Here is a 14,375-nt window from a genome sequence, read left to right on the forward strand (position 1 = left end):
AGTGCGGCACGCTGTGCGCGAATGCCCAGCTCGAGTGAGGAGTAACGGCCATGTGGCGGGGTCTGATCGAGGCGTACCGGGACCGACTCCCGGTGACCGAGGCCACCCCGGTGGTCACGTTGCACGAGGGCAACACGCCGCTGGTGCCGGCGCCGGTGCTGTCCCAGCGGATCGGGGCGGACGTCTACCTGAAGGTGGAGGGCGCCAACCCGACCGGTTCGTTCAAGGACCGGGGCATGACCATGGCCGTCTCCAAGGCGGTCGAGGAGGGCGCGAAGACGATCATCTGCGCGTCCACCGGCAACACGTCGGCGTCGGCGGCGGCCTACGCGGCCCGGGCCGGGATCGGCTGTGCCGTGCTCGTGCCGCAGGGCAAGATCGCGCTCGGCAAGCTGTCCCAGGCCCTGGTCCACGGGGCCCGGCTGCTGCAGGTCGAGGGCAACTTCGACGACTGTCTCGCGCTGGCCTCGAAGCTCTCCCAGGACTTCCCGGTCGCGCTGGTCAACTCGGTGAACATCTTCCGCCTGCACGGGCAGAAGACGGCCGCGTTCGAGATCGTCGAGGCGCTCGGTGACGCACCCGACATCCACTGCCTCCCGGTCGGCAACGCCGGCAACATCTCGGCGTACTGGATGGGTTACCAGGAGGACAAGGAGGCCGGCAACAGCACGCGACTGCCGAAGATGTACGGCTTCCAGGCCTCCGGCGCCGCCCCGATCGTCAACGGCAAGGTGGTGGAGCAGCCGTCCACCATCGCCACTGCGATCCGCATCGGCAACCCGGCCAGCTGGACCAAGGCGCTCGACGCGCGTGACTCGTCGGGTGGCCTGATCGCCGCCGTGACCGATCGGGACATCCTGAACGCGTACCGTCTGCTCGCCCGTGAGGTCGGCGTCTTCGTCGAGCTGGGCAGCGCGGCCAGCGTCGCCGGTCTGCTCCAGCAGGCCGAGGCCGGCAAGATCCCGGCCGGGTCGCGGGTGGTCTGCACGGTCACCGGGCACGGCCTGAAGGACCCGGAGTGGGCCATCTCGACCGCGCCCTCGCCGACCGTGATCCCGAACGACGCCCTGACCGCGGCCAAGGCGCTAGACCTGGCCTGATTCCTCCTGGGTCCGGGCGGCGGCCGCTTCCCGGACCAGGATCGCCGACGCCCGGGACACCACCGCGAGCTCTTCAGCTGTGAGACGGCTGAGGAGCTCGCGCTGTTTGGTCATCCCCGCCGTGATGATGCTCTCGATGAGCTCGGTGCCCGCTTTCGTGAGGCCGATCCGGCGGATGCGCCGGTCGTTCAGATCCTCCGTGCGCGTGACCAGATCCTGCACGACGAGCCGGTCGATCATGCCGCTGAGCGCGGCGGCGCCGACGCCCACCACGCGGGCCAGCTCTCCGCCCGGCAACGTCCCGTGCCGGGCCAGCAACAAGAGTATTTTCAACTGGGACATCGTCAGATGTGACGAGAAGAGCGGATCGGATCGGTCGTCCGCGAACAGGTGCTGCAACCGGATCTGCGCGCCCATGATCTCCGCGATGAGCTGTTCTTTCTCGCTCAGCGCCCACTCCTTTTGTGACGAGCCGATGGCCGCGTTGAGTCCATCTGATGACGGACGGTACCAGCGGACCCCCATCGAAAACCATTTGTTCGCATCAGGCAAACTATCAGTGTCGGACGAAATTATCTCGGGGGAGCGCCCATGTCAGCTCTGACACGGCTAAGCCTTGCCAACCGAGGTCTGGTCGCCCTGATCGCGATTGTGATCAGCGGCTTCGGCCTCTATGCGATCCCGTCCTTGAAGCAGCAGCTGTTCCCGTCGATCGAGCTGCCCGCCGCGTTCGTCAGCGCGGTCCTGCCCGGTGCCTCCCCGGAGACGGTCGAGGCGCAGGTCACCAAGCCGATCGAGGACGCTGTCAAGGGCATCGACGGCATCGACACGGTCACCTCCACCTCGCGGGAGAACGTGTCGAGCGTCGTGGTCATGTTCGACTACGGCACGGACATCCAGTCCGCCGTCAACCAGGTCACCACCTCGCTGAACCGGATCCAGTCCCAGTTGCCGGACGACGTCGACCCGCAGGTCTTCGCCGGCGGCACCGACGACATCCCGGCCATCGTGCTGGCCGCCTCGGGCGGCAGCGACGAGAGCGACCTGCTCAACAAGCTGAACGAAACCGTCGTCCCGGAGCTGAACGGGATCACCGGGGTGCGTGACACCCAGGTCACCGGCGCGCGCAGCAAGCAGGTCGTGATCACGCCGGATCTGGCCAAGATGGGCGCTCAGGGGATCTCCCCGGCCTCGCTGACCACGGTGCTGCAGGCCAACGGCGTGTCGATCCCGGCCGGCGCGGTCACCGACGGCAGCAAGTCGCTGACCGTGCAGGTGGGCACCCCGATCACCACGGTCGAGCAGCTGCAGGACGTGTATCTGACCGGTTCGCGCGGGCCGGTGCGCCTGGGTGACGTCGCCGCGGTGGAGAGCAAGCTGCCGGCCGCCGACTCCTACACCCGCACCGACGGCGCCGACAGCCTGGGCATCGCGGTCACCGCGCGGCCCGACGGCAACCCGGTCGAGATCTCCCACCAGGTCCGCGACAAGCTGGCCGACCTGGAGAAGGACTCCGGCGCCAAGCTCACCGTCATCACCGACCAGGCGCCCTACGTCGAGCGCTCGATCAAGAGCCTGACCATCGAGGGCCTGCTCGGCCTGGCGATGGCGGTCGTGGTCATCCTGATCTTCCTGCTGAGCATCCGCTCGACCCTCGTCACCGCGGTCTCCATCCCGCTGTCGGTGCTGATCGCGCTCATCGCGCTCTGGGTCGGCGACTACACGCTGAACCTGCTCACCCTGGGCGCGTTGACCATCGCGGTGGGCCGGGTGGTCGACGACTCGATCGTCGTCCTGGAGAACATCAAACGACATCTGGAGTACGGCGAGGAGAAACTCCACGCCATCGTGGCCGCGGTTCGCGAGGTCTCGGGCGCGGTCACCGCCTCCACCCTCACCACGGTCGCCGTCTTCGCCCCGATCGCTCTGGTCGGCGGTCTGGTCGGGCAGATCTTCGCGTCCTTCGCCATCACCGTGACGGTGGCCCTGCTGGCGTCGCTGTTCGTGGCCCTGACCGTGGTCCCGGTCCTGGCCTACTGGTTCCTGCGCCCGCCCAAGGGTGGGGCCGAGCAGGCCGAGGCGATCCGCCGGGCCGCCGAGGAGAAGGAACTGCGCAGCCCGCTGCAGCGCGGCTACCTGCCGGTCATCAAGTTCGCCACGACCCGCCGCTGGACCACGGTGCTGATCGGCATCGTGGTGCTGATCGGCACGTTCGTGCTCTCCACCGGCCTGAAGACGAACTTCCTGGACTCGTCCGGGCAGGACAGCATCACCGTCACCCAAGAGCTGCCGGTCGGCACCAGCCTGGCGGCCACCGACGAGGCGGCCAAGAAGGTCGAGGCGATCATCGCCGACCGCGACGACGTGGCGACGTACCAGGTGACCGTCGGCGGCAACTCGGCCAACCCGTTCGCCGGGGGCGGCGGCGCCGGCACCGCGTCCTTCCAGGTCGGCCTGAACGAGGACGCCGACGCCGAGCAGGTCTCGGACCAGCTGCGGGACGAGTTCAAGAAGCTCACCGACGCCGGCGACATCAAGATCGGTCAAGAGAGCTCGGGGCTGGGCAGCACCGAGCTGTCGGTCGAGGTCACCGCGGCCGACAACGACACCCTGGCCACCGCGACCGACCAGGTCAAGACCGCGATGGCCGGGCTGGCCGGCGTCACCGACGTGGACTCGACGCTGGCCGCCAGCGTGCCGCGCCTGGACGTGGTGGTGAACCGCAAGGCCGCCGCGGCCGCCGGCCTCACCGAGGGCCAGATCGGCCAGTCCGTGGCCGGCGTGTTCCGCTCGGCCCCGGCCGGGAAGATCACCATCGACGGCGTCAGCCAGGACGTGGTCATCTCGTTCGGCTCGGCCCCGGCCGACACCGCCGCGCTCAAGGCGCTGCCGCTGACCACCGCCAAGGGTCTCGTGCCGCTGAGCACGGTCGCCGAGGTCAAGGAGGTCAACGGCCCGGAGGCGGTGACCCGGACGGACGGGAACCGCACCGCCACGGTCACCGGTACGGTCACCGGCTCGGACCTCAGCAAGGTCACCAAGGACCTGAACACGAAGCTGGACGGGCTCTCCCTGCCGGCCGGCGCGTCGACCTCGGTCGGTGGCGTCAGCGCCGACCAGGCGGAGGCGTTCAAGCAGCTCGGCCTGGCCGTGCTGGCCGCCATCGCGATCGTCTTCATCATCATGGTGGCGACGTTCCGCAGCATCGTTCAGCCGATCATCCTGCTGGTCTCCATCCCGTTCGCGTCGACCGGCGCGATCGGCCTGCTGCTGGCCACCGGCACCCCGCTGGGCGTTCCCGCGCTGATCGGTGTGCTGATGCTCGTCGGCATCGTGGTGACCAACGCCATCGTGCTGATGGACCTGATCAACCACTACCGGGCCGAGGGCATGGGCGTGCAGGAGGCGGTGATCGAGGGCGGCCGGCACCGGCTGCGGCCGATCCTGATGACCGCCATCGCGACGATCTTCGCGCTCATCCCGATGGCGCTCGGCCTGACCGGCGAGGGTGGTTTCATCTCCCAGCCGCTGGCCATCGTGGTGATCGGCGGCCTGGTCAGCTCGACACTGCTGACCTTGGTGCTGGTGCCGACGCTGTACACCATGGTGGAGTCCGGCAAGGAGCGGCGGCGGGGCAAGCGTGAGGTGAGGCGGGCCCGCAAGGCCGGCGCCCCCGAGGTCGCGGAGACTCCGGAGATCCCGGAGACCCCGGCGGAGGAGCCGGTCACCGTGCCCGACGACGCTCCGGCGCCCAACGGCGCGCTGCGCGGGTACACCGACCAGTTCGAGGTGCTGAAGATGCCGAAGGGGCCGGAGAAGCCCCAGGAAAAATAACCAAGAAATAAGGATTGCGATGCCCGGCCACACACGGCCGGGCATCGGCCTTTTTCCGGCCACGACTAGATTCCGTACGTGCCAGCAACGCTCTCGGTCCTTACCCGCAATCGCGACTTCCGCCGTCTGTTCGCCGCTGAGCTGGTGGTCTTCGGGGCCGACTGGTTCGTCATGGTCCCGCTGCTGGTGCTGCTGCCGGAGCTCACCGGGCACGGCTTCTGGGGCGGTCTGGTGCTGGCCGTGGACACCGGGATCAACGCGCTGCTGCTGCCGTACACCGGGACGATCGCCGACCGCCTGGACCGCCGCAAGATCCTGATCGGCGCCAATCTCGCCTCGTTCGCCGCGGTGCTGGTGCTCTTCGCGGTCCGCTCGGCCGCCACCGCGCCGCTGGCCCTGGTCGCGATCGGGGCGATGGCCGTGGCCAAGGCGTTCTACCAGCCGGCCAGCTCGGCCGCCCTGCCCAACGTGGTCGAGCCGGCCGACCTGCCGGCCGCCAACGCGATCTCCGGCTCGGCCTGGGGCACCATGACCGTGCTCGGCGCGTCGCTGGGCGGCGTGGTCAGCAACGCCTTCGGGCCGTACGCGTGCTTCTCGGTCACCGCCGCCTGTCTGCTGGCCGGCAGCCTGTTCACCGCCCTGGTCCGCCGCCCGCTGCAGGCCGGTCACGCCGTCGAGGGCGAGCATCCGCGGCCGTTGCGGGCGCTGCGCGAGGCGCTCGCCTACATCCGGGCCCGCCCGCGGATCACCGCCCTGGTCACGGTCAAGTCGGCGGTCGGGCTCGGCAACGGTGTCCTGACCGTGTTCCCGCTGATCGCGGTCGCGCACGGGGCCGGGGCGCTCGGCGCCGGGCTGCTCTTCGCCGTCCGCGGCGCCGGCGCCCTGTTCGGCCCGTTCCTGATGCGCCCGGTGCTGACCCGCCGTTCCTGGTTGCTGCCCGGCCTGGCGCTGTCGATGGCGCTCTACGGTCTCGGCTACATCGGGGTCGCGTTCAGCCCGTGGTTCCCGGCGGTGTTGCTGCTGGTCTTCGTCGCGCACTTCGCCGGCGGCACGAACTGGTTCCTCTCCAACTTCGTGCTGCAGGCCGAGGTTCCGGACCGGCTCCGCGGCCGGGTCTTCGCCACCGATCTGATGCTGGCCACACTCTCCATCGCGGTCAGCCAGCTCGCCGCCAGCGCCGTCGTCGACCACGTCGACATGTCGGTCGTGCTGGCCGGGTGCGGGCTGATCACGGTGGTCTACGCGATCGGCTGGTGGCTGGGCACACGCCGGATGGCGGGATTGTCCGGGCGCGACGATCACCCTGAGATGATCAAGCCCTAGCATGTGGCGATGGGCCTGACCTTCGTCACCGATCCGGTTTCCGTCAGCACCCCGGCGACCAGCGCGAACCTGGGCCCGGGCTTCGACGCGCTGGGCCTCGCGCTGACCCTGCACGACGATCTGACCGCCCGGGTCACCGACGGCGGCTTCACCGTCGAGGTGAGCGGGCAGGGCGCCGGTGAGCTGCCGATCGGCGAGGATCACCTGGTCGTGCGGGCCATGCTGCACACGTTCGACGAGTTCGGCGAGCGTCCGCCCGGCCTGGCCGTGCGCTGCCTCAACCGCATCCCGCAGGCTCGCGGCCTGGGCAGTTCCTCGGCGGCCATCGTCGGCGGCGTGCAACTGGCCCGTGGTCTGGTCCGGGACGGTTTCGAGCTGATCGACGACGAGGCCGCGCTGCGCATCGCGGCGAAGATCGAGGGGCATCCCGACAACGTCGCGCCGTGCCTGCTCGGCGGTTTCACCGTCGCGTGGACCGAGGGAACAGGCGCGCGGGCCGTGCGGTTGAACCCGGCCGAGGGCGTACGCCCCACGGTCTTCATCCCGTCCGAGCGTGGTTACACCGCGACCGCGCGGGCCGCGCTGCCGGCCGACGTGCCGCACCGCGACGCCGCCTTCAACGCGGGCCGGTCGGCCCTGCTCACGCATGCTCTGACGAGTGATCCGGCGCTGCTGTTCCCGGCCACCGAGGATCGCCTGCACCAGGGTTATCGGGCCAGTGGCATGCCGGGCACGGCGTCGCTGGTGTCGGCCCTGCGCTCGGTCGGCGTGGCCGCCGTGGTCAGTGGCGCCGGTCCCACCGTCCTGGCATTGACCGAGGTCCCGGGCGATTTCCACCCGGGCGCGCACTGGCACAGCGAAGTGCTGGGCGTGGACGGCGCCGGTGCTGTTGTGAAAGGGGGTATGGTGGAACACGCCGAGCGGGGTCCTGTTGCCGCAGGTCGCAAGAGTTGATTACGCTCTAGACCTAGCACAGCCGCGAAGCAAGCGATCTCTGCGGTTCGGCGCACCCCCGAGATTTCTGGGCCGTCCTGGCTCATCTCACTTCTCATCAAGGCATACGCCGGGCAGCAGTGCATAGATCGCTGCACTCGCCGAGACCTACCCGTCAAGGTATGACGGGCAGGGAAACCGTCGAGCTGCCGTGCAGTACGAAAAACCCCGCGCCGCTGCTGCGAAGCGGGTTTCCGAGGGCACCCGGCCCAGGCTGCAGTTCCGGGTGATCTCGGGTATTTCCGACGGAAGGAATCCATTGAGCGACACCACCGACGTGACGTCGGGTGTTTCTGACGTCGCTGACGGCGCCGGCACCACCGCGACCGCCACGAAGCGCCGCCGCGGCGGCACCGGGCTGTCCGCGATGCTGCTGCCCGAGTTGCAGAGCCTCGCCGCTTCCCTCGGCATCTCCGGCACCGCCCGGATGCGCAAGGGTGAGCTGATCACCGCGATCTCCGAGCGGCAGAGCGGCGGCTCGTCCGCCGCCGAGCCGGCCCCGCGTCCGCGGAGCGAGGCCGTCGCCCCGGCCCAGCCGGCCCCGGTCCAGGCGCCCGCTCAGCCGGCTCCGGCCGAGACGCCGCAAACCGCAGCCCCGGCCGAGACCACTCCGGCCGCCCCACCGGCCGCCGAGACCGCCCCGGCCGCGGAGCGCCCGTCCCGGCGCAGCCGCGAGCGGGCCGCCCGTGACACGACGCCCCGCGAGTCGGCGCCCCGTGACACGGCACCTCGTGAGGCCGCCCCGGTGCAGGCCGAGGCCGCACCCGCCGTCATCGAGGCCCCGGCCGCACCGGTCGCCCCGGCCGACACCACCGAGCGGGCCGAGCGCCCGGAGCGTGGTGACCGCAACCGTGACCGGCAGCGCAACCCGCGCGACGGCGAGCGTCCGGAGCGCGGCGAGCGTTCCGAGCGCACCGAGCGTGGTCCGCGGGACAACGACCGCACCGAGCGTGGTCCGCGCGACAACGACCGCACCGAGCGTGGTCCGCGGGACAACGACCGTAACGACCGCGGTCCGCGCGACAACGACCGCAACGACCGTGGCCCGCGGGACAACGACCGCACCGGCGGCGACCGGGGTCCCCGCGCCGACCAGGGTCACGACGACGACGACAACGACGGCGAGGGTGGCCGCCGGAGCCGGCGCAGCCGCTTCCGTGACCGTCGCCGCGGCCGTGACCGCGACGACGCGCCGCAGCGTGAGGACAACCGTCGTGACGGCGGTGGCCGCGAGCCGCACGTGACCGACGACGAGGTTCTCGTCCCGGTCGCCGGCATCCTGGACGTGCTGGACAACTACGCGTTCGTCCGCACCACCGGTTACCTCTCCGGGCCGAACGACGTCTACGTCTCGATGTCGCAGGTCAAGAAGTACGGGCTGCGCCGCGGCGACGCGGTCACCGGCGCCGTGCGGTCGGCTCCGCGTGACGGTGACGGGCAGCGGCGGGACAAGTACAACCCGCTGGTCCGCCTGGACACCATCAACGGCATGGAGCCCGACGAGGCCCGCCGGCGTCCCGAGTTCTACAAGCTGACGCCGCTCTACCCGCAGGAGCGTCTGCGGCTGGAGACCGAGCCGCACATCCTCACGACCCGCATCATCGACCTGGTGATGCCGATCGGTAAGGGCCAGCGCGCGCTCATCGTCTCCCCGCCGAAGGCCGGTAAGACGATGGTCCTGCAGGCTCTGGCCAACGCCATCACCCGCAACAACCCCGAGTGCCACTTGATGGTCGTGCTCGTGGACGAGCGGCCGGAAGAGGTCACCGACATGCAGCGCACGGTGAAGGGCGAGGTCATCGCGGCCACGTTCGACCGTCCGCCGCAGGACCACACCACGGTCGCCGAGCTCGCCATCGAGCGGGCCAAGCGGCTGGTCGAGCTGGGCCACGACGTGGTCGTGCTGCTCGACTCGGTGACGCGTCTGGGCCGCTCGTACAACCTGGCCGCGCCCGCCTCGGGCCGCATCATGTCCGGTGGTATCGACTCGACCGCCCTTTACCCGCCGAAGCGCTTCCTCGGCGCGGCGCGCAACATCGAGAACGGTGGCTCGCTCACCATTCTCGCGACCGCGCTGGTGGAGACCGGGTCGATGATGGACACGGTCATCTTCGAGGAGTTCAAGGGCACGGGTAACGCCGAGCTCAAGCTCGACCGGAAGATCGCCGACAAGCGGGTCTTCCCGGCCGTGGACGTCTCCGCCTCCAGCACCCGTAAGGAAGAGATCCTGCTGGGCAAGGAGGAGCTGGCGATCATCCACAAGCTCCGCAAGGTGCTCAGCTCGCTGGAGTCCGGCGCCGCTCTGGACCTGTTGATGGACCGGCTCAAGCAGACCCGGACCAACATCGAGTTCCTGATGCAGATCGCCAAGTCCACTCCTGGCGAATAAACGCACAAAAACGACGAGCCCCACCCGATCGGGTGGGGCTCGTCGCGTTTATCGCACACGTTGTCTGATTCGCCCCGTACGGGGTCGTGCGAACCTCCGGTATCCCCATCCCTCGATTCTCCGGAGGCAATCAGATGCTCGTGCCCGGATACCGGGACCACCCCACCGAGCCCTGGGATCCGGACGCACCCGCCGACCCCGCCGAGGCGGAGGATTTCCTGCGCCGCTGCTACACCGAGAATCCACGACTCGGGCCGGTCGAGCCACGCCTGGCCATCGTCCGCGCGCAGATCGCCGCCACCGGCACCTACGTGCACACCCCGGACGAGCTGACCCACGGCGCCCGGATGGCCTGGCGCAACGCGAGCCGCTGCATCGGCCGGCTCTACTGGCGCAGCCTGCTCGTGCTCGACCGCCGCCGGGCCCGGACCGCCGACGAGATCTACTCGCTTCTCGTTCAGCACCTGCAGACCGCCGGGGACGGACAGATCCGGCCGGTGATCAGTGTCTTTGCGCCGGCTCGCCCCGGCCAGCCGTACGCGCGGGTCTGGAATGAGCAGTTGATCCGCTACGCCGGTTACCGGGCCGAGGACGGGGTGCCGATCGGCGACCCGCGGCTGCGGGAGTTCACCACCGCGGTGCGGGCCTTCGGCTGGCAGGGCAAGGGGGAGGCATTCGACGTGCTCCCGCTGGTGATCGAGACCCCGGCCGACGGGATCCGCCTCTACGAGCTGCCCGAACGCGCCATCCGGGAGGTGCCGATCACCCACCCCGAGTACTCCTGGTTCACCGAGCTGGGCCTGCGCTGGCACGCGGTCCCGGCGATCTCCAACATGCGCCTGACCATCGGCGGCGTGCACTACCCGCTCGCCCCGTTCAACGGCTGGTACCTGGGCACCGAGATCGGCGCCCGCAACCTCGCCGACGAGGACCGCTACGACCTGCTGCCGGTGATCGCCGCGCGTCTGAACCTGGACACCACCCGCGAATCGTCGCTCTGGCGCGACCGCGCGCTGCTCGAACTCAACCTCGCCGTGCTGCACAGCTTCGAACAGGCCGGCGTCAAGATGAGCGACCACCACACCGAGTCCCGGCGCTTCCTCAAGCACCTCGACAACGAGCGCAGGGCCGGCCGCCCGGTCCCGGCCGACTGGAGCTGGATCGTGCCGCCCATGTCCGGCGGCATCACCCCGGTCTTCCACCGCTACTACGAGGAGATGGACCTGCGCCCGGCCTTCTACCTCGACGACGAGGCGGCCGCCCTGGCCAGCGAGGGCATGCGCCGCTGCCCCCATCGAGGCTGAAAAATCAAGATCAAATTCCTCATTGCCCCGGTCCGCGGTGGTCCAGATCGTCGCTCCCGCGGGGACCCTTCCGGTCCTCGCAGGGCGCTGGCGCGCCCAGAACGCGAGGCCCGCAAGGGCGATGTGGTCGGGTGGTTGCGGTCAGAGCAACAACCCCATTCACGGGATCCCACGGCTCGTCCGAGCCCTGCCCGCCGGCCCCGCAACGCCGCTGCCACCCCGGCCCCAGCCGCGCTCCCGGGCTCGGCTGGTGCTCACGGCTCCAAAAAGCCCGTTTTGCAGCCGTGAGCACCAGCCCAACCCCGGAGCCGCGGCCGGGCCCGGACCCCAGGCGGCATCGCGTCGGGTGGAGGCGGGCGCTGGCTCACGACGTACGGGAAAAAGGGGTTTTCAGGCGAACTCGTTGACCGCGAAGTCGTCGCGGTGGCGCCAGGCCGCCTCGGTGCGGACGTGCTCGGCGCGGACCCATTTGAGCTGCTTGAGCGGGAATTCGGCGGCCGGGATGCGACCGGCCGCGCGGACCACGAAGCCCTCGGACGACTTCTCCTCGCGCTGCGCGGCCCAGGCGGCGCGGGCCTCGGACAGGCTGCCGCCGCGATACAGCACCGGCACCACCGGCAACTCCAGACGCCGCGCCCAGTCGACCGTGTCGTCCCAGCCCAGCAGCGTGTCCGTCTCGTCCCAGATGCCGAAGACCAGGAACACCCCGGGCAGATCGGCGTAGGCGACACTGCGGCGAGCCCACATCGACTCGCCGCAGACCCGCCACTCGTCCGGGATCTTGTACGCCGTCATCGCCCACAACGCCTTGGCCGGCCGATCCCACGGGTGGGTGCCGGAGTCGACCGAACGCGCGTACATGGCGTCGCGGGTGAAGGTGAGGTTCCCGCCGTCCATCTTCTCGGTCACCACGAGTTCGCCGTCCAGCCACGACAGATCCGTCTGGATCCGGTCGTCGCCGGACGCGCCCGGAGAATCCGGCAGATGGAACGTACGCGGATACTTCACCACCTCAGAAGTCCCCCTCCGCCACCTGAAACACCGTCAGGCCGAGCGCACGCCACATACGTACCACCTGCTGCCGGTCGTCGAAAACCCCCACGACCCGCCATCGGTCCCGGATCTTCTCGTCGAAGATCTCGCGCTTGACCACCGAGTCCTTACGGCTGTCCCCTTCCGGCCGCATGAACAGAGCCTCGTACGGCACGTCGACGAACAGGTCGAGCCACGCCTGCGTCTCGGCCCGGCACACCTCGTCGCGCCCCGAGCAGAAGACGATCGCGTGCCCGGCCGCGTGCATCGCCCGGACCGCCGCGATCACCGACGGATTCGGCTCGTCCGAACCGACCCGATGCCAGTCGTACGGGCTCCGGCCGGCCATCAGCGCGACCGTCCCGTCGATGTCCACCAGCACCACCGGCGGCAGCCCCGGATCCGGGTCGTAGATCACACCCGGCCCGCCCGGGTCGACGAACGGCACCGGCAGCGGCAGGTTCCGTCCGGCCAGGAAACGCTCGTGCATCCGGCGGATCGCGGCCTCGCCGACCCGGTCGTCCTCCGGCCGTCCGGCGTCCCGCCGGAGACACTCCTCCAGCGGGACGTCGGTGAAGTCGTGCACCTCGAACGACGCGTTGTACCGGGCGGCCATCTCGGCCCACTCCCGTACGGTCCGGGACCGCAGATTCGTGTCGTCCACGATCACCGACCCGCGGGTCCGCAGCAGCGCCTCCACCGCGGCCCGCTGCGCGTGCGTGACCTGCGACTCGGCCGCCTGCGTGAACAGGCGCCGCCCGTGCAGCATCCGCCGCAGGTCGTCCCGGTTCACCCGGACCACACCCGGCTGCAGCTTGCGCGCGAACGTGGTCTTCCCGGACGCGGGCAGGCCCCGCGTGATCAGCAGTCGTGTCATTCCTCGGCTCCTCGTACGGCCGGCCCGTCCACCGACGGGCGCGCCCGCTGCCACAGGCCCGGACGGTAGTCGTGACCGTCCAGACGCTGGAACAACTCGCCCCGGTGCGGGCTGCGCACCGCGGCGAGCGCGAACTCCTTGCGACCCCAGCCCGCCGGCAGGGCCGCGACCAGGGCGTCGTACGCCGCCTCGACCGCCGCGGCGCGCTCGTCGACCTCGGCCGTCAGCTGCGCGGCGATGCCCCGGGCCCAGACGTGGAACTCGTCCGGGAGCGGCGCCAGCAGCGCGTCCAGGCTGCCGCCGGTGGCCAGGATCTCCCAGACGGTACGCGAGGTGAGACCGGTCACCAGCCGGTGGAGACGTACGTAATCGGCGTACTTGATCTTCACTCGCTGGTCGGTCGCGGTGAAGTGCACGACCAGCCCCTCCCGGCCGTCCCGCGGGGGAGCGGCGAGCGCCTCGGCCAGCGTCGCGTACCCGAACGTCTCGACCACCGGGCCCGGCCAGTCCGGCACCGCCTCCGGCCCGTGCGAGCGGCCGGTGGCGATCTCCACCGCTCCGAGCAGCACCAGGTCGTCCAGCCCCCGGTAGTCCACGACGATCTTGTTGGCCGGGTAGATGATCTCCACCAGAACGGTCAGTCCGTCCGGCGGGACGAACGACGGGTAGCGCGCACGCAGCGTCCGCGTCGCATGAATCGCCTGGTCAGAGGCGAACGACCCGCGCGTGGCGACGGCCCACCCGGTCCCGTCGTGGTAGACGATCCCCAGGCTCCCGTCGACCTTGTCGGTCACCGTCACCGCCGCCCCCGGCGCGAGCGTCGGGGCCTGGCTCTCCGTGTGGTTGAAGAACTTGCCGTACCCGCGCGCGACGAGCCTCAGGTCGGCGTCCACGATCAGGCCGCGGCAGGCGAGCGTGACCGGCGACCAGGCGCCGCTGTACTGACAGGCCTCGGTGTAGTTGTAGATCGTGAACGGCCGGCTCGGATGACGCTGCGTCCGGATCAGCCCGTGATCGACCGCTTCGGCCAGCGTGACCGGATCGAATACGTCGTGGAGCAGCGTCATGACAGGTTCCTCGGTGAGCGGGAATTACCGGACGGGCGCTCACGTTATGACGCACGAAACCAGTTGCACCTCCTGATTTCCGGCAGCTACCGGGGATCTGGCAGACTGGTACATCGGCCAGTAAGGGTTCCGGTTCCCGTCCTCATTCATCACAGGGCGACCCGGCGACCCGCATCATCGAGAGGGACCGAGAAGACATGAAGAGCGGCATCCACCCGGAGTACACGACCACCGAGGTCATCTGCTCCTGCGGCGAGACCTTCACGACCCGTAGCACCGCCAAGGGCGGCGAGATCCGCGTCGAGACCTGCAGCGCCTGCCACCCGTTCTACACCGGCAAGCAGCGCGTCCTCGACACCGCGGGCCGGGTTGCGAAGTTCCAGGCGAAGTACGCCAAGGTCAACGCCGCGAAGAAGAAGTAACTGCTTCAACGGCGCCCGTCCCGGATTCCGGGGC

At 70.0% G+C, this 14,375-nt stretch carries 11 protein-coding genes; 7 read left to right on the forward strand and 4 right to left on the reverse strand.

Annotated features, from left to right (window positions below; translation table 11 throughout):
- The first annotated feature begins 50 nt into the window (after positions 1-50).
- Positions 51-1,100, forward strand: coding sequence for a threonine synthase (gene thrC, locus ACSHV8_RS46020; protein ID WP_436526815.1), 1,050 nt, complete (start codon positions 51-53; stop codon positions 1,098-1,100).
- Here the strand turns inward: thrC and ACSHV8_RS46025 are convergent.
- Positions 1,086-1,652 carry a MarR family transcriptional regulator gene (locus ACSHV8_RS46025; protein ID WP_436526816.1) on the reverse strand — a complete coding sequence of 189 codons (567 nt, stop codon included), beginning with the start codon at positions 1,650-1,652 and terminating at the stop codon, positions 1,086-1,088. The genes thrC and ACSHV8_RS46025 overlap by 15 nt on opposite strands.
- Before the next feature lie 39 nt (positions 1,653-1,691).
- Here ACSHV8_RS46025 and ACSHV8_RS46030 point away from each other — a divergent pair, with 39 nt between their 5' ends.
- The 5 genes from ACSHV8_RS46030 to ACSHV8_RS46050 all read left to right on the forward strand — a co-directional run bounded on the left by ACSHV8_RS46030 (position 1,692) and on the right by ACSHV8_RS46050 (position 10,943).
- A complete protein-coding gene (locus ACSHV8_RS46030; protein WP_436526817.1) occupies positions 1,692-4,934 on the forward strand; it encodes an efflux RND transporter permease subunit in 3,243 nt (1,080 codons plus the stop codon).
- Positions 4,935-5,012: 78 nt separating this feature from the next.
- Complete coding sequence (locus ACSHV8_RS46035; RefSeq protein WP_436526818.1) at positions 5,013-6,257, forward strand: MFS transporter; 1,245 nt, start codon at positions 5,013-5,015, stop codon at positions 6,255-6,257.
- Positions 6,258-6,266: 9 nt separating this feature from the next.
- Entirely contained in the window at positions 6,267-7,211 is a 945-nt protein-coding gene (gene thrB, locus ACSHV8_RS46040) for a homoserine kinase (protein ID WP_436526819.1), read from the forward strand.
- 298 nt (positions 7,212-7,509) lie between these two features.
- Entirely contained in the window at positions 7,510-9,639 is a 2,130-nt protein-coding gene (gene rho / locus ACSHV8_RS46045; RefSeq protein ID WP_436526820.1) for a transcription termination factor Rho, read from the forward strand.
- A 134-nt stretch (positions 9,640-9,773) separates the two neighbouring features.
- Positions 9,774-10,943: a nitric oxide synthase oxygenase gene (locus ACSHV8_RS46050; RefSeq protein WP_436526821.1), complete on the forward strand. Its 1,170-nt coding sequence runs from the start codon at positions 9,774-9,776 to the stop codon at positions 10,941-10,943.
- Between the two features lie 390 nt (positions 10,944-11,333).
- On the opposite strand, the gene ACSHV8_RS46055 is transcribed toward ACSHV8_RS46050, so the two are convergent.
- The 3 genes from ACSHV8_RS46055 to ACSHV8_RS46065 are packed head-to-tail and all read right to left on the reverse strand — an operon-like array spanning position 11,334 to position 13,919.
- The gene (locus ACSHV8_RS46055; protein WP_436526822.1) at positions 11,334-11,954 is read right to left on the reverse strand and encodes an RNA ligase family protein; all 621 of its coding nucleotides are present in this window, start codon (positions 11,952-11,954) and stop codon (positions 11,334-11,336) included.
- A gap of 1 nt (position 11,955) precedes the next feature.
- Entirely contained in the window at positions 11,956-12,852 is an 897-nt protein-coding gene (locus ACSHV8_RS46060) for an AAA family ATPase (RefSeq protein WP_436526823.1), read from the reverse strand.
- On the reverse strand, positions 12,849-13,919 hold the full coding sequence (locus ACSHV8_RS46065) for an RNA ligase (RefSeq protein ID WP_436526824.1): 1,071 nt from the start codon (positions 13,917-13,919) through the stop codon (positions 12,849-12,851). The genes ACSHV8_RS46060 and ACSHV8_RS46065 overlap by 4 nt, the downstream gene beginning before the upstream one ends.
- A 197-nt stretch (positions 13,920-14,116) precedes the next feature.
- Between ACSHV8_RS46065 and rpmE the strand changes: the two genes are divergently transcribed.
- Positions 14,117-14,341, forward strand: coding sequence for a 50S ribosomal protein L31 (gene rpmE, locus ACSHV8_RS46070; RefSeq protein WP_221324145.1), 225 nt, complete (start codon positions 14,117-14,119; stop codon positions 14,339-14,341).
- Positions 14,342-14,375 lie beyond the last annotated feature (34 nt).

It is taken from the genome of Actinoplanes sp. HUAS TT8 (assembly GCF_051380535.1).
In the GTDB taxonomy this organism is placed as follows: Bacteria; Actinomycetota; Actinomycetes; order Mycobacteriales; family Micromonosporaceae; genus Actinoplanes.